The organism is uncultured Methylobacterium sp. (assembly GCF_964242245.1).
In the GTDB taxonomy this organism is placed as follows: Bacteria; Pseudomonadota; Alphaproteobacteria; order Rhizobiales; family Beijerinckiaceae; genus Methylobacterium.
The window spans coordinates 49336-67453 of sequence record NZ_CAXTBY010000005.1 but is presented as its reverse complement, the minus strand read 5'-3'; the positions used below and the strand labels follow the sequence as shown (position 1 = coordinate 67453).

The following is an 18118-nucleotide window of genomic DNA, read 5'->3' as shown; positions in this document are numbered from 1 at the left end:
GCCTGCATATCTCCAAGAGACCAAGGCGATGACGCCCTTCCGCCCCGGCCTTGCCGGCGCACTCACCCTTCTCGCGCTGCACGGCCCGGCGACGGCGCAGGAACGGCCGGTTCTCGGCCCGGCCCCGGTGCTCTCCGTCGGCGCCGCCGAATCCACGGCCACGCGCAAGATCGAGCTGACCGCGGGCCGGTCCGTGATCGTCGACCTGCCGCGCGACGCCAAGGAGGTGTTCGTGGCCAACCCCGCGGTCGCGAACGCGGTGGTGCGCTCGACCCGCAAGGTCTTCGTCATCGGCGTGGCCGACGGCGCCACCTCGATCTTCATCCTCGATGCCGAGGGACGCCAGATCGCGGCCCTCGACGTCACCGTGGCCCGCGACCTCAAGCTCGGTGCGCTGCGCCAGTTGCTCGGCCAGAGCATTCCAAGCGGCCGGTTCGACATCCGCGTCACCGGCGACTCGATCCTGCTCTCGGGCACGGTGGGTTCGGCGCTCGAGGCTCAGCAGGCGATCGACATCGCCAACGCCTTCGTCGGCGTGGCCGGCGGCGCTGCCGGAGCGGCGCCCGGCGCCCCGACCCGCGGCGCGGTGATCAACAACCTGACGATCCGCAACAAGGATCAGGTGATGCTGCGCGTCACCGTGGTCGAGGTCGCGCGCACGGTCCTGAAGCAGTTCGGGATCAACCTGAACGGCTCTTGGTCCGGGCTCAACCTCAACAACGTGACGCCGCTCACGCTCTCGGGCGGCCAGTTCCCGAGCGGGAACCTGCTCTCGGGCACGGTCAATGGGGCGGGCGGCGCCAGCATCACGGCGACGCTGCGCGCCTTCGAGCAGGCCGGCGTCTCGCGGGTGCTGGCCGAGCCGACGCTCACCGCGATCTCGGGCGAGTCGGCAAACTTCACCGCCGGCGGCGAACTGCCGGTGCCGTCGAGCCAGAGCTGCACGCCGAGTCTCGTCGCGGGCACCCAGCCGACCTGCGTCGTCGGCATCACCTTCAAGCCGTACGGCGTCAGCCTCAACTTCACGCCGGTGGTGATGGCCGAGAACCGCATCTCCGTGCGCGTCGGCACGGCGGTCAGCGAGGTCGATCCGCAGAACTCCTACACCTTCGTCAGCGGCAACACGACCTCGGCCGTTCCGGGCCTGACGGTGCGCAAGTCCGAGACGACGGTGGAGCTGGCCTCGGGCGCCACCATGATGACTGCGGGCCTGATCCAGCAGAAGAGCAAGGCCGCGATCAACGGCCTGCCCGGCCTCGTCAACCTGCCGGTCATCGGCGCCCTGTTCCGCTCGCGCGACTACCAGCGGCAGGAGACCGAGCTGATGATCATGGTCACCCCCTACATCGCCAAGCCGATGGAGCCGCGGCAGGTGACGCGCCCCGACGACGGCTTCGTCGACGCCACCGACGGGCAGGCGGTGCTGCTCGGCCGCATCAACCGCCTCTACGGCACCGCGGGCGGCACCCTCGGCCGCGGCTATCGCGGCCGCGTCGGCTTCATCACCGACTGATCGTCGTCCCGCCGCGCCGCGAGCCGGGCGACGGGCGCGAGCCCCCGCCGAGCCTGCCCGCACCGAGCCGTCCCCGCCTTCGATGTCACCGACTTGGCGCCGCGCCTCTTCAGGATCGAACCGATGACCCTGCCTCCCCTCGCCCCCCGGGCGCTCGTCTTGGCCGCGCTCGCGGCCCTCCTCGGCGCCTGCCATTCCGACCGCGCTGCCACCGGCTCGATCTACCCGACCGACTACCGCACGCGCCACCCGATCGTGCTGGCCGACGGCAGCCGCAGCCTCGACGTGTTCGTCACCGGGACGGGCCACCTCGATCCGCGCCAAGCCGCCGACATCGACGCTTTCCTGCTGGAGTACCGCCGCTACGGCCGCGGCAGCCTCCTGGTCGAGCTGCCGCGCGGCGTCGCGCCCGGCCTCGCGGCCGGAATCGAGCGGACCGCTGCCGCGATCCGCCGGCTCGGCGCCGAGAACGCGGTTCCGGCCCGCGGGATGGCGTTTTCCGGCTACGCGGTCGCCGCGCCGGACCTCGCGAGCCCGATCCGCCTGAGCTTCCGCCGCATGGAGGCGCGGGTGGCCGACAGGTGCGGGCTGTGGCCCCAGGATCTCGGCGAGAACAGCCCCATCGCGAACTTCCGCAACGAGCCGTCGTGGAACCTCGGCTGCGCGACCCAGTCGGCGCTGGCCGCCCAGGTCGCCGACCCCGTCGACCTCGTGCGCGGCCGGCCCGAGGGCCGCATCGACACGACGCGGCGCGTCAAGGACATCGGCCAGTTGCGGGACGGCAAGGATCCGTCAACCACATGGCGGCAAGATGGGAAGAGCGACGTGAAGAGCCAGATCGGCAACTGAGCGTCGGCCGGGCTCCCGGTCCGGCACCGCGCGCATCCTCCCCGAACCCGAAAGCCCCGTCATGGCGGACTCCCCCGAGACATCTGAGCGGATGATCGCCCCGGTGCCCCGGATCACGATCCAGGCCTTCTGCGAGACCGCGGAAACCGCGGCCATGATCGAGGGCGCCGGCGGGGACCGCCGCATGCAGAAGGCGCACATCAAGGTGCAGATGGGCGGCGGCGCGGCGGCGGTCGCGGCCTACCGCCACGCGCCGACCCCCAACGTGATCGTCATCGAGGCGCAGGGGCCGCGCTCGAAGCCCCTGGAATGCCTCGATGCCCTGGCCGAGGTCTGCGACGCGGGTACCCGCGTGCTCGTCATCGGGCACGTCAACGACGTGACGCTCTACCGGCAGTTCATCCAGCGCGGCGTCAGCGACTACCTGATGGCGCCGGTGGAGCCGCTGACCCTGATCGCCTCGCTGTCCGACATGTTCGCGGCGCCGGGGGTGAAGCCGGTGGGCCGCACCATCGCGGTCTACGGCGTCAAGGGCGGCATCGGCGCCTCGACGGTCGCCCACAACCTCGCGTGGTCGATCGCCCGCGGACAGGGCGCGCAGACCGTGATCGCCGACCTCGACATCGCCTTCGGCACCGCCTCGCTCAACTTCAACCAGGACCCGCCGCAGGGCATCGCGGAGGCGGTGTTCGCCCCCGAGCGCCTCGATGCCGCCGTGGTCGAGCGCCTGCTCTCGAAGTGCAGCGACCATCTCAGCCTGCTCTCGGCGCCGGCGAGCCTCGACCGGACGATCGACCTGTCCGAGGCCGCCTTCGACGCGCTGATCGAGCACCTGCGCGCGGCGGTGCCCTGCATCGTCCTCGACGTTCCCCACCAATGGTGCGCGTGGTCGAAGCGCGTGCTGACCGCGGCCGACGAGATCCTGATCGTCGCCGGGCCCGAACTCGCGAGCCTGCGCAACGCCAAAAACCTGCTCGCCGCCCTGCAGCACGGCCGCCCCAACGATCGCGCACCCCGGGTGATCCTCAACGGCGTCGGCGTGCCCAAGCGTCCCGAGATCGGCGCCGCCGAGTTCGCCAAGGCCCTGGAGGCGCCGCTGGCCGCCAGCATCCCGTTCGAGCCGGCGATCTTCGGGGCGGCCGCCAACAACGGCCAGATGATCGCCGAGGTGCAGCCCGGCTCCAAGCCCGCCGAACTCTTCGCCGACCTCGCAGCGTCCATGCTCGGCCGCCCCGAGGCCAAGCGCTCCCGCGCCAGCCTGCTCGAGCCGCTGCTCGCCAAGCTGTCGCGCCGTAAGGCGTCCTGATGCCGGCATCACCCAAGGATCGTCGCGATGTTCGGTAGGAGGCAGGCCGCCGCCGAGATGCCCGCCGCGCCCGTGCCGTCGCAGGCGAAATCCACCGCGCCCGTCCTGATGCAGGAGAACGCGGCCCCCAGGCGCGTCGAGCCGGTCGCCGCGCCGCAGGAGAAGCCGCGCTCGGAGGATTACTACCGCACCAAGAGCATGATCTTCGGCGCCCTGATCGAGGCGATCGATCTCGCCCAGCTCGCGCGCCTCGAAGCCGAGGCGGCGCGCGAGGAGATCCGCGACATCGTCTCGGAGATCATCGGGCTCAAGAACATCGTCCTGTCGATCGCCGAGCAGGAGGAGCTGCTCGACGATATCTGCAACGACGTGCTCGGCTACGGGCCGCTGGAGCCGCTGCTCGCCCGCGACGACATCGCCGACATCATGATCAACGGCGCCAACCGGGCCTTCATCGAGGTCAACGGCAAGATCCAGCTCACCAGCGTGCGCTTCCGCGACAACCAGCAATTGATGAACATCTGCCAGCGCATCGTCAGCCAGGTCGGGCGACGGGTCGACGACGCCTCGCCGATCTGCGACGCGCGCCTGCCCGACGGCTCGCGCGTCAACGTGATCGCGCCCCCGCTGGCCATCGACGGCCCGGCGCTGACGATCCGAAAATTCAAGAAGGACAAGCTGACCCTCGACCAGCTCGTGCGCTTCGGCGCGATCTCGCCGGAGGGCGCCGAGGTCCTGAAGATCATCGGCCGCTCGCGCTGCAACGTCGTCATCTCGGGCGGCACCGGCTCGGGCAAGACCACGCTGCTCAACTGCCTCACCGCCTTCATCGAGCACGACGAGCGGATCATCACCTGCGAGGACGCGGCCGAGCTCCAGCTCCAGCAGCCGCACGTGGTGCGCCTGGAGACGCGGCCGGCCAACATGGAGGGCCAGGGTCAGGTGACCATGCGCGACCTCGTCAAGAACTGCCTGCGCATGCGGCCCGAGCGGATCATCGTCGGCGAGGTGCGCGGACCGGAGGCCTTCGACCTGCTCCAGGCGATGAACACCGGCCACGACGGCTCGATGGGCACGCTGCACGCGAACTCGCCCCGCGAGTGCCTGTCGCGCATCGAGTCGATGATCTCGATGGGCGGCTTCACCCTGCCCTCGAAGACGCTGCGCGAGATGATCTGCGGCTCGATCGACGTGGTGGTCCAGGCCACCCGCCTGCGCGACGGTTCGCGGCGCATCACCCACATCACCGAGGTGCTCGGGATGGAGGGCGACGTCATCACGACCCAGGACGTGTTCCTGTTCGACATCGTCGGCGAGGACGCCAACGGCAAGCTGATCGGCCGCCACCGCTCCACCGGCGTCGGACGGCCGAAGTTCTGGGAGCGGGCCCGGTACTACGGGCTGGAGCGCCAGCTCGGCGCGGCGCTGGACGCCGCCGCCGAGGCGGGAGTCGCGCCGTGAGCCTGCCCTCGCTCGCCGGGTTGCCCCTCGCCGCCGGGCTGTTCGCGGTGGCCGTGCTCGCGCTCGCCTACGTGTTCGTGATGCCGCTTCTCATGGGCGAGCGGCGCGCGGCCCAGCGCCTCAAGGCCATCGGCGCCACGGCCGCGGGCAACGCCGTGCGCGGCGCCACCGTGAACCGGCGCGAGCAGGTCGCCAAGACGCTCGGCGAGATCGAGGCCAAGGCCAAGGGCGCCACCAAGGTCACCCTGGAGCTGAAGATCGCCCGGGCCGGCCTGTCGTGGTCCAAGCGCACCTACTGGACGATCTCGGGCGTGCTTGGAGCGATCGTCGGCCTCCTGATGCTGGCGATCACGGGGAGCCCGTTCGGGGGCCTCGGCGGCGCCTTCGTCGGCGGCGTCGGCCTGCCGATGTTCCTGCTGCGCCACCTGCGCAAGCGCCGCATCGCCCGGTTCAACAGGGAGCTGCCCAACGCCGTCGACGTGGTGGTGCGCGGCATCCGCACCGGCATCCCGGTCGGCGACTGCTTCCGCATGGTCTCGCGCGAGGCCGAGGAGCCGGTCCGCAGCGAGTTCCGCATCATCATCGAGACGCAGGCCCTCGGCCTGTCGCTCGGCGAGTCGGTGTCCCGGCTCTACGAGCGGGTGCCGGTGCCGGAGGTGAACTTCTTCGCGATCGTGATCAACATCCAGCAGCAATCGGGCGGCAACCTCTCCGAGGCGCTGAACAACCTGTCGCGGGTGCTGCGCGAGCGCCGCAAGATGGCCGGCAAGGTCCAGGCGATGAGCATGGAGGCCAAGTCCTCGGCCGGCATCATCGCCGCCCTGCCGTTTGCCGTGGCCGGCATCACCTCGATCACCAGCCCCGACTACATCTCGCTGCTCTGGACCACCGACATCGGCAGGCTCGCGCTTCTCGGCTCTGCGATCTGGATGACCTTCGGTATCCTCACCATCAAGAAAATGATCGCCTTCGACTTCTGAGCGCCTCGATGTCCGAAGGCCCTGCGCGGATCCCCTCGCCATGATCGACCTCATCGCCGCCAAGGTGTTCGATCCGCGCTTCATGGGCGTGGTGCTCACGGCGGTCGCCGCCGCCGCGACGGCCTTCGCCGTCGTCCAGCCGTTCCTCGAAACCGACACCCTGGCCAAGCGGATGAAGCTCGTCAGCGACGAGCGCGAGATCATCCGGCGGCGCGAGCGCGAGCGGCTCGCCCCCAAGGCGACGCTGCGGGTCGCGCCCAAGGCTTACATGAAGCGGATCGTCGAGCAGTTCGACCTGCGCCGCTGGCTCGGCACCGACACCGCCAAGCGCAAGCTCCTGATGGCGGGCTATCGCGGTCCGCAATCCGAGACGACGTTCCTGTTCTTCCGCCTCGTCATGCCGGTGGTGACGACGATCGGGTCGGCGTTCTACCTGTTCGCCCTGGACGGCCTGGACCAGCCGTACTTGGTGCGCTTCGGCCTCGTGATCGCGTGCGCCTACGGCGGCATCAAGGCGCCAGAGCTCTACCTCCTCAACACGGCCAACAAGCGCAGGGCCGAGATCAGGCGCGCGTGGCCCGACGCCCTCGACCTGACCCTGATCTGCGTCGAGTCGGGCATGGCGATCGAGCATGCCTTCCGGAAGGTCAGCACCGAGATCGCCGCCTCCTCCGTGGTGCTGGCCGAGGAACTCGCGCTGATGACGGCGGAGATGTCCTTCCTGCCCGACCGCCGCCAAGCCTACGAGAACCTGACGATCCGCGTCGGACTGGAGCCGGTGAAGGCGGTCGCGACCGCCCTGATCCAGGCCGAGCGCTACGGCACCCCGATCGGTCAGGCGCTCCGGGTGCTGGCCCAGGAGAGCCGCGACCAGCGCATGAACGAGGCCGAGAAGAAGGCGGCATCCCTGCCGCCCAAGCTCACCGTACCGATGATCCTGTTCTTCCTGCCGGTGCTGTTCGTGGTCATCATCACGCCGGCGATCGTTCAGTCGGTTCGTTAGGCCCGCGCGCAGCCACTCCGTCTCGACGCAGTGGCTGCGCGGATCATCGTGCGCTTCGTGAACCCGCGTTCGAAGCCCCGCGAGCGCACCCGGCATCATTGACAAATCCTCGGGCCTTCCCCTATCGCATCCCCTGCAGCGCGGCTTCCTCGCAAGAAGTCCGCGCGCTTCGCGTTGGCGCTGCCTTCAAGCGCGGCCTCGACGAATGCATAAGAAGTCGGTCCAGGGGCCTCCCCGGAGACCGTTCGAACCACGAGAGACACGGATGTTCGCAGTCATCAAGACGGGCGGCAAGCAGTATCGCGTTGCCGAGAACGACACCATCACCATCGCCACCCTCGCGGGTGAGGCCGGCTCGGCCGTCACCTTCGGCGAGGTGCTCCTGTTCACGGACGGCGAGGCGACCCAGGTCGGCGCGCCGCTGCTGTCCGGCTTCAGCGTTGCGGGCGAGATCGTCTCCCACGGCCGCGACAAGAAGGTCATCGCCTTCAAGAAGCGCCGCCGGCAGAACTCGCGGCGCAAGCGCGGCCACCGCCAGCACCACACGGTCGTGCGCATCACCGGCCTCTCGGCCGGTTCGACGAGCGCGTAAGGGCCCGCGCGCCCCTACGCGCCGCACACCCGATCCCTCGACATCCGGAAGCGTGAACCATGGCACACAAGAAAGCAGGCGGCTCATCCCGCAACGGCCGCGATTCGGCCGGCCAGCGCCTCGGCGTCAAGAAGTTCGGCTCGGAGGCCGTGATCCCGGGCAACATCATCGTGCGCCAGCGCGGCACCAAGTGGCATCCCGGCACCAATGTCGGCATGGGTAAGGACCACACCCTGTTCGCGCTGACCGAGGGCCGGGTCGCGTTCCAGACCAAGCGCGGCCGCGCGTACGTCGCGGTAGTACCGCTCGCGCAGGCGGCAGAGTAGACGGCGGGCGCCTTCGGGCGAAGCAGGCCCCGCCGGTGTTCCACACCGAACCGGCGGACTTGTTTCCCTGAACCTCGGCGCCGAGCCGCGGGGACCGGATGGAAACAGCGGGGGAGGATGGGGCGCCATCCTCCCTTTCGTCGTCTCAGCGCGAGGGTCTCCCATCCGGAGCCGTCGCGGAGGAGCTGACCCGATGTTCCCCGACCTGACCCGCGACGACGTCTTCCGCATCGAGACGCGCCGGCTGTGGCTGCGCTGGCCGCGGGCCAGGGACGTGGACACGATCGTGCGGCTCGCGGGCGAGCGCGCGGTGGCCGAGATGACGGCGCGCATCCCGCACCCGATCGAGCGGGCCGGGATCGACGCCTTCGTGCTCGACGCGCGGCGCGGGAACGCCGCGGGCGAGGGCCTCGTCATGGCGCTCTCGCTCCGCTCCGACCCGGCCGGCCTCGTCGGCGTGATCGGGATCGAGGCGGAGGCGGCGGCCGACGGCCCGCATCTCGGCTACTGGCTCGGGCATCCGTTCTGGGGCCGGGGCCTCGCCACCGAGGCCGCGACCGCGATCGTCGACGCCTACTTCGCCTATGCCGGCGGCGCGGTGCTGACCTCGAACGCGCGGGTGGAGAACGCCGCCTCGGGCCGGGTGCTGGAGAAGGCCGGATTCGGTCGGACCGGCTCGGGCACGGGGATCTTCCCGGCGCGCGGCGGCGCGGTCGCCTTCGACCGCTTCCGCCTCGACCGGGCGGCGTGGTCGGCACGGCGGGCCGATGCCGTCACCGGGGGTCGCGACCGCGCGGCGTAGATGTGAGACGTGCCTTCGGCACGAACGGGTTCGAGGCGGCCTTGCGGCCGCCTTTCGAAGAGACGAGCGATACCGTGAAATTCCTCGACGAAGCCAAGGTCTATGTCCGCTCCGGCGACGGGGGCGCCGGCTGCGTCGCGTTCCGCCGTGAGAAGTTCATCGAGTTCGGTGGCCCGAACGGCGGCGACGGCGGGCGCGGCGGCGATGTCTGGGTCGAGTGCGTCGAGGGGCTGAACACCCTGATCGACTACCGCTACCAGCAGCACTTCAAGGCGCGCAAGGGCGAGCACGGCATGGGCTCGAACCGCCATGGGGCCAACGGCGCCGACGTGGTGCTGAAGGTGCCCGCCGGCACGCAAGTTCTGGCGGTCGACGGTGAGCATCTGATCGCGGACATGACACAGGTCGGCCAGCGGGTGCGGCTCGCCAAGGGCGGCAACGGCGGCTTCGGCAACGCCTACTTCACCACCTCGACCAACCGCGCCCCGAAGCACGCCAATCCGGGCCTGGAGGGCACGGAGCACTGGATCTGGCTGCGCCTCAAGCTCATCGCGGACGCCGGCCTCGTCGGCCTGCCGAACGCCGGCAAGTCGACGTTCCTGGCCACCGTCACGGCCGCCAAGCCGAAGATCGCCGACTACCCCTTCACCACCCTGCATCCGGGCCTGGGCGTCGTGCGCTCGGATGCCCGCGAGTTCGTGCTCGCCGACATCCCCGGCCTGATCGAGGGCGCGCACGAGGGCGTCGGGCTCGGTGACAGGTTCCTGGCCCATGTCGAGCGCTGCCGGGTGCTGCTCCACCTCGTCGACGCCACCTGCGAGCATGCGGGCCGGGCCTACAAGACGGTCCGGCACGAGCTGGAGGCCTACGGGCAGGCACTGGCCGGCAAGCCGGAGATCGTGGCGCTCTCGAAGGCCGACGCGCTGGACGCGGACGCCCTGAAGGAGCAGGTCGCCCGCCTGAAGCGCGCGGCCAAGCGCAAACCCCTGGTGCTGTCCTCGGCGTCCGGCCAGGGCGTGCCGGAGGCGTTGCGCGCAATCCAGGGGGAGATGGATGCCGCCGCCGCGGCGGGGCGCATGCCGGAGCCGGCCTGGCAGCCGTGATGACGGTTGGACGGGGCTCGGCTATGATCCTCCACCGACGAGGTCATCGTGGAGCACACGGTGATGGAAGCTCTGATCGTGGATAGGGACGAGGCGTTGGGTCTCGCCAGGGAATTGGCGGAGCGCCGGGGAGCATCGTTCGGCGAGGCGGTGGTGGCCTCCTTGCGTGCCGCGCTGCACGAGACCCTGCCGACCGATCGCCCATCGCCGCGGTCCCTGCGCGTGCCGTCGTTGGAGGAACTGACCCGGACCAGGGCGCCGATTACGAGGCGACGAGGGCCGTGGTACGGGAAGCCGTAGCGCATCGGGTTCCGGGGGCTACCTCGGATCACAGCGATCTCTACGACGAGAATGGCCTGCCGATCTGATTTCCTGCCGTGATCGCCCTCGATACCTCGGCCATTCTCACGATCCTGCTTCGGGAGCCGGAGGAAGATCCGTTTCAGCGGTTGATCGCAGGCACGCGAACGTTGGTGGGAGCGCCGACGCGCGTCGAATCTCGATTGGTACTGGAAAGCCGTTTTCCCGAAGCTGCCGAGGGCGTACGACGCGGCTTCCTCGCCAAGCGCGGCCTCACCGTCGTGGCCTTCGACGCGGCCATGTTCGAGGCCGCCCTCGACGCCTTCGTTTAGGCCGGGGATGCGGCCATCCCGCAAAACCGAACTTCGGTGACTGCCTCTCCTACGCGGTTGCAAGGACACATGCGGTGCCCCTTCTGCTCAAGGGCAACGACTTCGTTCACACCGACCTCGTCCCAGCATACAAACCCATCCCATGACCCCGAGCCTCGAACACTTCCGCCGCGTCGTCATCAAGGTCGGCTCGGCGCTGCTGGTGGACCGCGTCCGCGGACGGCTGCGGCACGCGTGGCTCGCCGCGCTCGCCGAGGATATCGCCGACCTGCACGCCCGCGGCGTCGACGTGCTGGTGGTGTCCTCAGGCAGCATCGCGCTGGGCCGCACGGTGCTCGGCTTCCCGCCGGGTGGGCTCCGGCTGGAGGAGAGCCAGGGCGCGGCCTCCGTCGGGCAGATTGCGCTGGCGCGCCACTGGGCGGAGGCGCTCGGCCACCACGGCATCGTCGCGGGGCAGATCCTGGTGACGCCGCGGGACACCGAGGAGCGCCGCCGCTACCTCAACGCGCGGGCCACCGTGCTGAAGCTCCTGGAGATGCGCGCGGTCCCCGTCATCAACGAGAACGACACGGTGGCAACCTCCGAGATCCGCTACGGCGACAACGACCGGCTGGCCGCCCGCGTCGCCACGATGATCGGCGCCGACGTGCTGGTGCTGTTCTCCGACATCGACGGCCTCTACACCGCGCCGCCCACGTCCGATCCGGATGCGCGCCACCTTGCGGTCGTCGCGCGCATCACGCCCGAGATCGAGGCGATGGCCGGCGGGCCGGCCTCGGACCTGTCGCGGGGGGGCATGCGCACCAAGGTCGAAGCCGCCAAGATCGCCGTCTCCGGCGGCACCCACATGATCATCGCCGACGGTCGCGCGAAGAACCCCCTGCGCAGCGTGGTCGCGGGCGGGCGCTGCACGTGGTTCCTGTCCGGCTCCACGCCGACCGCCGCGCGAAAAACCTGGATCGCGGGCTCCCTGGAGCCGCGCGGAACGCTCGTGATCGACGACGGCGCGGCGCGGGCCCTCCAGGGCGGCGCGAGCCTGCTGCCGGTGGGCGTCTCCGGCATCGAGGGCGGCTTCGGCCGCGGCGACGCGGTGCTGATCCGCGACCGCGCCGGGCGGACGCTGGGGCGCGGGCTCGTCGGCTACGACAGCACGGAGGCGGCGCTGATCATCGGCCGGCCGAGCGCGCAGATCGCCGAGATCCTGGCCTATCCGGGCCGGGCCGAGATGGTCCACCGCGACGACCTCGCGATGTTCTCGGATTAGGCGGCCGGCCGGTCGCGGCGCTTGTTCGGCCCGGCGCGAACGTGCGATGACGCCGGGGATAGTGGCGCGGCGGGAACGCCGCGGCCGGCCGCCAGGATCATCGCCGTGCCCGTTCCGAACCTCAGGTCCGACGTCGCGTCCGCCGACGACCTCGCGCAGGACGACGGCTTGGCGGCGCAGATGGCGGCGATCGGTCGTCGCGCCCGCGCGGCCGGCCGGACGTTGGCGCTCGCCCCGGCCGAGACCAAGGACATCGCGCTCCGTGCCGTCGCCGAGCGCCTGCGGGCCGATCGCGCGACGATCCTGCGGGAGAACGCCCGCGACGTGGCGGCGGCCCGCGCCGCCGGACAGGGCCACGCGCTGATCGACCGGCTCACCCTCGACGCGGGCCGGCTCTCGGCGATCGCCGACGCGGTGGAGAAGGTCGGCGCCCTGGCCGATCCCGTGGGACGCCAGCTTGCGGCCTTCGAGCGGCCGAACGGCCTGCTGATCGAGCGCGTCGCCGTGCCCCTCGGCGTCGTCGGCGTCATCTTCGAGAGCCGGCCCAACGTCACGGCGGACGCCGGCGCGCTCTGCCTCAAGGCCGGCAACGCCGCGATCCTGCGGGCAGGCTCCGACGGCCACCGCAGCGCCGTGGCCATCGCCGCGGCGATGCGCGCGGGCCTCGAAGCCGCCGGCCTGCCCGCGGACGCGATCCAGATCGTGCCGACGCGGGACCGGGCCGCCGTCGGGGCCATGCTCGCCGGCCTCGACGGCTGCATCGACGTGATCGTGCCCCGCGGCGGGCGCGGGCTGGTCGAGCGCGTGCACGCGGAGGCGCGGGTGCCGGTCTTCGCCCACCTCGACGGCCTCTGCCACCTCTACGTGGCGGCCGGCGCCGACCTCAACATGGCGCGAACCATCCTCCTGAACAGCAAGATGCGGCGCACCGGCATCTGCGGCGCCGCCGAGACCCTGCTCGTCGACCGCGCCTGCGCCGGCACCCACCTCGCGCCCCTCGTCTCGGCCCTGCTGGAGGCCGGCTGCGCCGTGCGCGGCGACGCCACGGTGCAGGGCGTCGATCCCCGCGTCACGGCGGCGACCGAGGCCGACTGGCGCACCGAGTACCTCGACGCGATCATCTCGGCCCGCGTCGTCGACGGGCTGGACGCGGCGATCGCGCACATCGAGGCTTACGGCTCGCACCACACCGACGCGATCGTGACGGAGGATGGGACCCAAGCCGCGCGCTTCCTCAGTGAGGTCGATTCGGCGATCGTGGCGCACAACGCCTCGACGCAGTTCGCCGACGGCGGCGAGTTCGGCTTCGGCGCGGAGATCGGCATCGCCACCGGCCGGATGCACGCGCGCGGCCCCGTCGGCGTCGAGCAACTGACCACCTTCAAGTACCGGGTGCACGGCAGCGGCCAGATCCGCTTGTGATGCCGTTCGGTGCGTGAGCGCGTCCCGCCGCCCTCGGCGCCGGGGATGCGGATCGGGCTCTACGGCGGATCGTTCCATCCGGCCCATGCCGGGCACCTCCACGTGACGACGACCGCCCTGCGGCGGCTCGGTCTCGACCGGGTGTGGTGGCTGGTGACCCCGGGCAATCCGCTCAAGCGCGGGCGCCCGCTCGCGCCGCTCAGCCAGCGCTGCGCCCAGGCGGCCGAGGTCGCGCGCGCCGATCCGCGGATCGCCGTCACCGGGTTCGAGGCGGCGATCGGCGCCCGCTTCACCCGCGACGCCCTGCACTGGCTCGTGCGGCGCAGGCCGGCCCGGCGCTTCGTCTGGATCATGGGCGCGGATTCGCTGGGCACCTTCCATCGCTGGAAGGGATCGGCCGAGATCATGGGCCTGATGCCGATCGCGGTGATCGACCGGCCCGGCCACACCCTGAGCGCCCTGAGCGCCCGCGCCGCGTTGCGGTTTGCCGGCGCGCGCATCCCTGAGCCGGCGGCGCTGGCGCTGGCCGACATGAGGCCGCCGGCCTGGATCTACCTGCACGGACCGCGCTCGGGCCTGTCCTCGACGCAGATCCGTGACGCGGGACCGCGAGCGACGGCAACTTGAAAATACGGCCCGAACCCTCCACTGTCGGTTGTTGAGTATCCGTGCTGCCACGGCAGACATTCGAGGAATCAGGACGCTGTCCGACACGCTCCACACGGGAACCGCAGGTTCCGAAACCGCAGCCCTGGCCAGGATCGACGACTTGAGGACGCTCGTGCTCGGGTGCCTCGACGAGATGAAGGCCGAGGAGACCATCGCCATCGATCTGGCCGGCAAGACCTCGATCGCCGACACGATGATCATCGCGTCCGGCCGCTCGCAGCGCCACGTCGGCTCGATCGCCGACCGCATCACCCAGGAGATGAAGGCCAAGGCCTTCGGCGCCGCCCGGGTCGAGGGTCTGCCCGCCTGCGACTGGGTGCTGATCGATGCCGGCGACGTGCTGGTGCACATCTTCCGGCCCGAGGTGCGCGGCTTCTACAACCTCGAGAAGATGTGGGGCGTCGACCGCCCCATGGGCCTCCTCGCCGGCTGAGTCCCTCCGCGGCGTGCGCATCCTCCTGGCCGCGGTCGGGCGCCTGAAGAGCGGTCCCGAGCGAGATCTGGCCGCGCGCTACCGCGAGCGCGCCGCTCAGGTCGGGCGCGGACTCGGATTTCCCGCCTGCGACGTCGTCGAACTGATCGAGAGCCGGGCGCGGCGCGCGCCCGACCGCTGTGCCGAGGAGGGCGCGGGTCTCCTGGCCCACCTGCCGCCCGGCGGGATGCTCTGCGTCTACGACCAGCGCGGCCGGGCCGATCTGCCGAGCGAGGCCATCGCCGGACGCGTCCGCGACTGGCGCGACGCGGGGCGCCCGGCCCTCGTCGTGGCGGTCGGCGGAGCCGACGGGCTTGATCCGTCGGTGCGGGCGCGGGCCGACCTCACCCTGTCCTTCGGAGCGGCGACGCTGCCGCACGGCCTCGTGCGCGTGCTGGCGTTGGAGCAGCTCTACCGCGTGCTGACGATCCTGGCCGGCCATCCCTACCATCGCGGCGATCCGGACGCGGCGTGATGCGCCCGCCTCCGCCGCGCCGCAATGGCCCGCGAGGATGGCCGCATCAGCACGGAGCCGGCTCACCGACGTCATGCGGCCTCTCGCCAGAACACGTCTCGGCACGCGGGGGCTGGTTCTCGCCTCGGGCCTCGCCGCGCTGTCGTTCGGTCCTCCGGCGGCATGGGCGCAGGAGATCGCGCCGACCGTCGGCGAATCCGAGCGGGTTCAGCGCGCCCTCGACGAGCGCGACCGCCGGGCCGAGACCCTGAAGCGCATCCAGGCCGCCCTGGCGGCGAGCGCCGGAGCCCGCGCGCAGTTCGAGGCCGAGATCGCCGGGCTCGGGGGCGACCGTCAAAAGCTCGACGCGGCGCTGCTGGATGCCGGCCGCCAGTCGCAGGCGACCGAGGATCGGATGACCCGCCTGGAGGAGCGCTTGAGCACCCTGGCCGGCAGCGAGGCCGCGATCCGGCGCTCGCTCGATGCCCGGCGCGGGGTCATCGCCGAGATCCTGGCGGCCCTCCAGCGCATGGGGCGCCGCCCGCCGCCCGCCGTGCTCGTCAACCCCGAGGACGTGCTGGCGGTGATCCGCACCTCGATGCTCCTCGGCGCGATCGTCCCCGAGATGCGCGGCGAGGTCGACACGCTGGCCGCCGACCTCGGCGAGCTGGTGCGCCTGCGCGGGCTGATCGCGGCGGACCGGCAGGGCCTCCAGAACGATCTCGCCGGGTGGGCGCGCGAGCAGCAGCGCCTCGCGGCCCTGGTCGCTGCGCGCCGTGCCCGTCAGGCCGAGGCCGAGGGGGGGCTTGCCGCCGAGCGCGTCCGCGCCGCCGAACTCGGGCAGCAGGCCAGGAGCCTGAAGGACCTCGTCGAGCGGATGGAGGGCGAGGTCGCCTCCGCCAAGCGCTCCGCCGACGCGGCCCGGGCGGCCGAGGAGCGGGAGGCTAAGGCGACGCAGGAGCGCTTCGCCGCCGCCGGCATCCGCGATCCGGCCAAGCTCGCGCCGAAGGTGCGGTTCGCCGACGCCCGGGGCGACGTGCCGCGGCCGGTCAGCGGCCGGCTCGTGCACGGCTTCAACCAGCCCGACGGCAACGGCGGCATGACGCGCGGCCTCTCGTTCGTCACCCGCGCGAAGGCGGTGGTCGCGGCGCCCGCGGACGGATGGGTCTCGTTTGCCGGTCCGTTCCGGTCCTACGGACGACTCTTGATCATCAACGCCGGCGATGGCTACTATCTCGTGTTGGCGGGGATGGATCAGACCTCGGTCGAGGTCGGTCAGTTCGTGCTCGCGGGCGAACCGGTGGGCAACATGGGAGAGGGACGAGCGGCCGGGCCGGCGACGAACGGCGACGGCGGCGATCCGATCCTGTACGTCGAGTTCAAGAAGGACGGCGGCTCCATCGATCCGGAGCCTTGGTGGGCCAAGGGCCCCAGCGAGAAGGTTCGCGGATAATGCGCAAGACGTCCCTCATCATGCTCGGCGCGTTCCTGGGGGCAGGCACGTCGATGGTGGCCACCCAGACCGACTTCCTGTCGGGGCCCCGCGCGGTCGCGGCCTCGGCCGAGACCTACCGCCAGCTCAGCCTGTTCGGCGACGTGTTCGAGAAGGTCCGCACCGACTACGTCGAGAAGCCCGACGAGGCCAAGATGATCGAGGCGGCCGTCAACGGCATGCTGACCTCGCTCGACCCGCATTCGAGCTACATGGACGCCAAGGCGTTCCGCGACATGCAGACGACGACGCGCGGCGAGTTCGGCGGCCTCGGTATCGAAGTCACGATGGAGGACGGCCTGATCAAGGTCGTGACGCCCATCGACGACACCCCCGCCTCGAAGGCAGGCCTGCTCTCGAACGACGTCATCACCCAGATCGACGACGATCAGGTCCAGGGCCTGACGCTCAACCAGGCGGTCGACAAGATGCGCGGCCCGGTCAACTCGCCGGTCAAGCTCAAGATCAGCCGCAAGGAGGCCAAGGACCCGATCGACGTCACGCTCACCCGCGACGTGATCAAGATCAAGCCGGTGCGCTCCCGGACCGAGGGCGCCGACATCGGCTACATCCGCCTGACGCAGTTCAACGAGCAGACCTTCGACGGCCTCAAGGCCGCCGTCGACAAGCTCTCGGGCGAGATCGGCCAGGACAAGCTCAAGGGCTACGTGCTCGACCTGCGCAACAACCCCGGCGGCCTGCTCGACCAGGCGGTGATGGTCTCCGACGCGTTCCTCGACCGCGGCGAGATCGTCTCGACCCGGGGCCGCAACCCGGACGAGACGCAGCGCTTCTCGGCGAAATCCGGAGACATCACCAAGGGCAAGCCGGTGGTGGTGCTCGTCAACGGCGGCGCGGCCTCGGCCTCCGAGATCGTCGCCGGCGCCCTGCAGGACCACAAGCGCGCGACGATCCTCGGCACGCGCTCCTTCGGCAAGGGCTCCGTGCAGTCGATCATCCCCCTCGGCGGCAGCGGCGCGCTGCGGCTGACCACGGCGCGCTACTACACCCCGTCCGGCCGCTCGATCCAGGCCAAGGGCATCGAGCCCGACGTCGAGGTGGTGCAGGACGTGCCGGACGAGCTCAAGGGCAAGGACGAGACCAAGGGCGAGGCCGGCCTCAAGGGCCACCTCAAGCAGAAGGACGTGGAGGAGCGCGGCGGCTCCTCGGCCTACGTCCCCCCGGACCCGGCCAAGGACAAGCAGCTCACCGCGGCGGTCGACTTTCTCCACGGCATCCAGAAGGGCGCCGCCAACACCCAGAAGCCGACCGTGCCGAACTGACTTCTCCCGATGTCCGCTCCGTTCCACGAAGAACCCCGTCCGGCGGAAGCCGGGCGGGGTTCTTCGTTTTGGGAATCATACCATTTCCGGTTGATCGGTTCGGGAGCTTCGCTTCCCGTCATCCGCACGTCCTTCCCTCTCCCCCTGCGGGAGAGGGTGGCCCGCGAGCTAAGTCGGGTGAGGGGAGCGCCGGTGCCGGAGACGCCGCTCCCCTCACCTGATCCTCGCATGAGCCGAGGACTACCCTCCCCCGCAGAGGGGGGAGGGAGCGCACGCAGCCGAACCGATTAACCGGAAACCGTATCAGTCTTCCAGTACGATCACGGAGTGGTCGGCGTAGCTCTCTTTATAGCCTTGAGGACGAGCTCCCAGCTCCACGACCACCTGCCTCCGCTCGTGGCGCAGTTACGAGAACATTAACCCTGAGCGCCGGCAATGGCGTTGGGGTTCCGCGTCGCCGACACCGGCGATTCTCCGGCAGCCCCGTGCCGAGTG

The 18118-nt window shown here is 71.0% G+C and carries 18 protein-coding genes; all 18 read left to right on the top strand.

What is annotated here, in order from left to right:
- The first annotated feature begins 28 nt into the window (after nt 1-28).
- The 18 genes from ACFE8Y_RS02565 (at nt 29) to ACFE8Y_RS02480 (ending at nt 17623) form a co-directional block, all read left to right on the top strand.
- Nucleotides 29-1513 (top strand): type II and III secretion system protein family protein, encoded by a 1485-nt coding sequence (locus ACFE8Y_RS02565; RefSeq protein WP_375462815.1) that lies wholly within the window; start codon nt 29-31, stop codon nt 1511-1513.
- Between the two features lie 123 nt (nt 1514-1636).
- Nucleotides 1637-2362: a CpaD family pilus assembly protein gene (locus ACFE8Y_RS02560; RefSeq protein WP_375462814.1), complete on the top strand. Its 726-nt coding sequence runs from the start codon at nt 1637-1639 to the stop codon at nt 2360-2362.
- Between the two features lie 61 nt (nt 2363-2423).
- The gene (locus tag ACFE8Y_RS02555; protein WP_375462813.1) at nt 2424-3668 is read left to right on the top strand and encodes a CpaE family protein; all 1245 of its coding nucleotides are present in this window, start codon (nt 2424-2426) and stop codon (nt 3666-3668) included.
- Between the two features lie 27 nt (nt 3669-3695).
- Complete coding sequence (locus ACFE8Y_RS02550; RefSeq protein ID WP_375462812.1) at nt 3696-5129, top strand: CpaF family protein; 1434 nt, start codon at nt 3696-3698, stop codon at nt 5127-5129.
- A 2-nt stretch (nt 5130-5131) separates the two neighbouring features.
- Nucleotides 5132-6109: a type II secretion system F family protein gene (locus ACFE8Y_RS02545; protein WP_375462856.1), complete on the top strand. Its 978-nt coding sequence runs from the start codon at nt 5132-5134 to the stop codon at nt 6107-6109.
- A gap of 40 nt (nt 6110-6149) precedes the next feature.
- Nucleotides 6150-7112, top strand: coding sequence for a type II secretion system F family protein (locus tag ACFE8Y_RS02540; protein ID WP_375462811.1), 963 nt, complete (start codon nt 6150-6152; stop codon nt 7110-7112).
- 265 nt (nt 7113-7377) lie between these two features.
- Nucleotides 7378-7704, top strand: coding sequence for a 50S ribosomal protein L21 (gene rplU / locus ACFE8Y_RS02535; RefSeq protein ID WP_375462810.1), 327 nt, complete (start codon nt 7378-7380; stop codon nt 7702-7704).
- A 59-nt stretch (nt 7705-7763) separates the two neighbouring features.
- The gene (gene rpmA / locus ACFE8Y_RS02530; RefSeq protein WP_375462809.1) at nt 7764-8030 is read left to right on the top strand and encodes a 50S ribosomal protein L27; all 267 of its coding nucleotides are present in this window, start codon (nt 7764-7766) and stop codon (nt 8028-8030) included.
- Between the two features lie 193 nt (nt 8031-8223).
- Entirely contained in the window at nt 8224-8832 is a 609-nt protein-coding gene (locus ACFE8Y_RS02525) for a GNAT family N-acetyltransferase (protein ID WP_375462808.1), read from the top strand.
- A 74-nt stretch (nt 8833-8906) separates the two neighbouring features.
- Nucleotides 8907-9935, top strand: coding sequence for a GTPase ObgE (gene obgE, locus ACFE8Y_RS02520; RefSeq protein ID WP_375462807.1), 1029 nt, complete (start codon nt 8907-8909; stop codon nt 9933-9935).
- Between the two features lie 377 nt (nt 9936-10312).
- On the top strand, nt 10313-10567 hold the full coding sequence (locus tag ACFE8Y_RS02515) for a type II toxin-antitoxin system VapC family toxin (protein WP_375462806.1): 255 nt from the start codon (nt 10313-10315) through the stop codon (nt 10565-10567).
- Between the two features lie 142 nt (nt 10568-10709).
- On the top strand, nt 10710-11831 hold the full coding sequence (gene proB, locus ACFE8Y_RS02510) for a glutamate 5-kinase (protein ID WP_375462805.1): 1122 nt from the start codon (nt 10710-10712) through the stop codon (nt 11829-11831).
- Between the two features lie 105 nt (nt 11832-11936).
- Nucleotides 11937-13253, top strand: a complete 1317-nt coding sequence (locus tag ACFE8Y_RS02505) for a glutamate-5-semialdehyde dehydrogenase (protein WP_375462804.1) — start codon at nt 11937-11939, stop codon at nt 13251-13253.
- Nucleotides 13254-13298: 45 nt separating this feature from the next.
- Nucleotides 13299-13880 (top strand): nicotinate-nucleotide adenylyltransferase, encoded by a 582-nt coding sequence (locus ACFE8Y_RS02500; protein WP_375462855.1) that lies wholly within the window; start codon nt 13299-13301, stop codon nt 13878-13880.
- A 175-nt stretch (nt 13881-14055) separates the two neighbouring features.
- The gene (rsfS, locus tag ACFE8Y_RS02495; RefSeq protein ID WP_375462854.1) at nt 14056-14355 is read left to right on the top strand and encodes a ribosome silencing factor; all 300 of its coding nucleotides are present in this window, start codon (nt 14056-14058) and stop codon (nt 14353-14355) included.
- Between the two features lie 13 nt (nt 14356-14368).
- Nucleotides 14369-14869 (top strand): 23S rRNA (pseudouridine(1915)-N(3))-methyltransferase RlmH, encoded by a 501-nt coding sequence (rlmH, locus tag ACFE8Y_RS02490; RefSeq protein ID WP_375462803.1) that lies wholly within the window; start codon nt 14369-14371, stop codon nt 14867-14869.
- A gap of 73 nt (nt 14870-14942) precedes the next feature.
- Nucleotides 14943-16301: a murein hydrolase activator EnvC family protein gene (locus ACFE8Y_RS02485; RefSeq protein ID WP_375462853.1), complete on the top strand. Its 1359-nt coding sequence runs from the start codon at nt 14943-14945 to the stop codon at nt 16299-16301.
- The gene (locus ACFE8Y_RS02480; protein ID WP_375462802.1) at nt 16301-17623 is read left to right on the top strand and encodes a S41 family peptidase; all 1323 of its coding nucleotides are present in this window, start codon (nt 16301-16303) and stop codon (nt 17621-17623) included. The genes ACFE8Y_RS02485 and ACFE8Y_RS02480 overlap by 1 nt, the downstream gene beginning before the upstream one ends.
- The last annotated feature ends 495 nt before the right edge of the window (nt 17624-18118 follow it).

Coding starts and splice junctions, on each gene's coding strand:
- rpmA (WP_375462809.1), top strand. CDS start 7,764: ATGGCACACAAGAAAGCAGGCGGCTCATCCCGCAACGGCCGCGATTCG.
- ACFE8Y_RS02560 (WP_375462814.1), top strand. CDS start 1,637: ATGACCCTGCCTCCCCTCGCCCCCCGGGCGCTCGTCTTGGCCGCGCTC.
- ACFE8Y_RS02550 (WP_375462812.1), top strand. CDS start 3,696: ATGTTCGGTAGGAGGCAGGCCGCCGCCGAGATGCCCGCCGCGCCCGTG.
- ACFE8Y_RS02500 (WP_375462855.1), top strand. CDS start 13,299: ATGCGGATCGGGCTCTACGGCGGATCGTTCCATCCGGCCCATGCCGGG.
- ACFE8Y_RS02555 (WP_375462813.1), top strand. CDS start 2,424: ATGGCGGACTCCCCCGAGACATCTGAGCGGATGATCGCCCCGGTGCCC.
- rplU (WP_375462810.1), top strand. CDS start 7,378: ATGTTCGCAGTCATCAAGACGGGCGGCAAGCAGTATCGCGTTGCCGAG.
- ACFE8Y_RS02485 (WP_375462853.1), top strand. CDS start 14,943: ATGCGGCCTCTCGCCAGAACACGTCTCGGCACGCGGGGGCTGGTTCTC.
- ACFE8Y_RS02540 (WP_375462811.1), top strand. CDS start 6,150: ATGATCGACCTCATCGCCGCCAAGGTGTTCGATCCGCGCTTCATGGGC.
- ACFE8Y_RS02525 (WP_375462808.1), top strand. CDS start 8,224: ATGTTCCCCGACCTGACCCGCGACGACGTCTTCCGCATCGAGACGCGC.
- ACFE8Y_RS02565 (WP_375462815.1), top strand. CDS start 29: ATGACGCCCTTCCGCCCCGGCCTTGCCGGCGCACTCACCCTTCTCGCG.
- proB (WP_375462805.1), top strand. CDS start 10,710: ATGACCCCGAGCCTCGAACACTTCCGCCGCGTCGTCATCAAGGTCGGC.
- ACFE8Y_RS02480 (WP_375462802.1), top strand. CDS start 16,301: ATGCGCAAGACGTCCCTCATCATGCTCGGCGCGTTCCTGGGGGCAGGC.
- rsfS (WP_375462854.1), top strand. CDS start 14,056: ATGAAGGCCGAGGAGACCATCGCCATCGATCTGGCCGGCAAGACCTCG.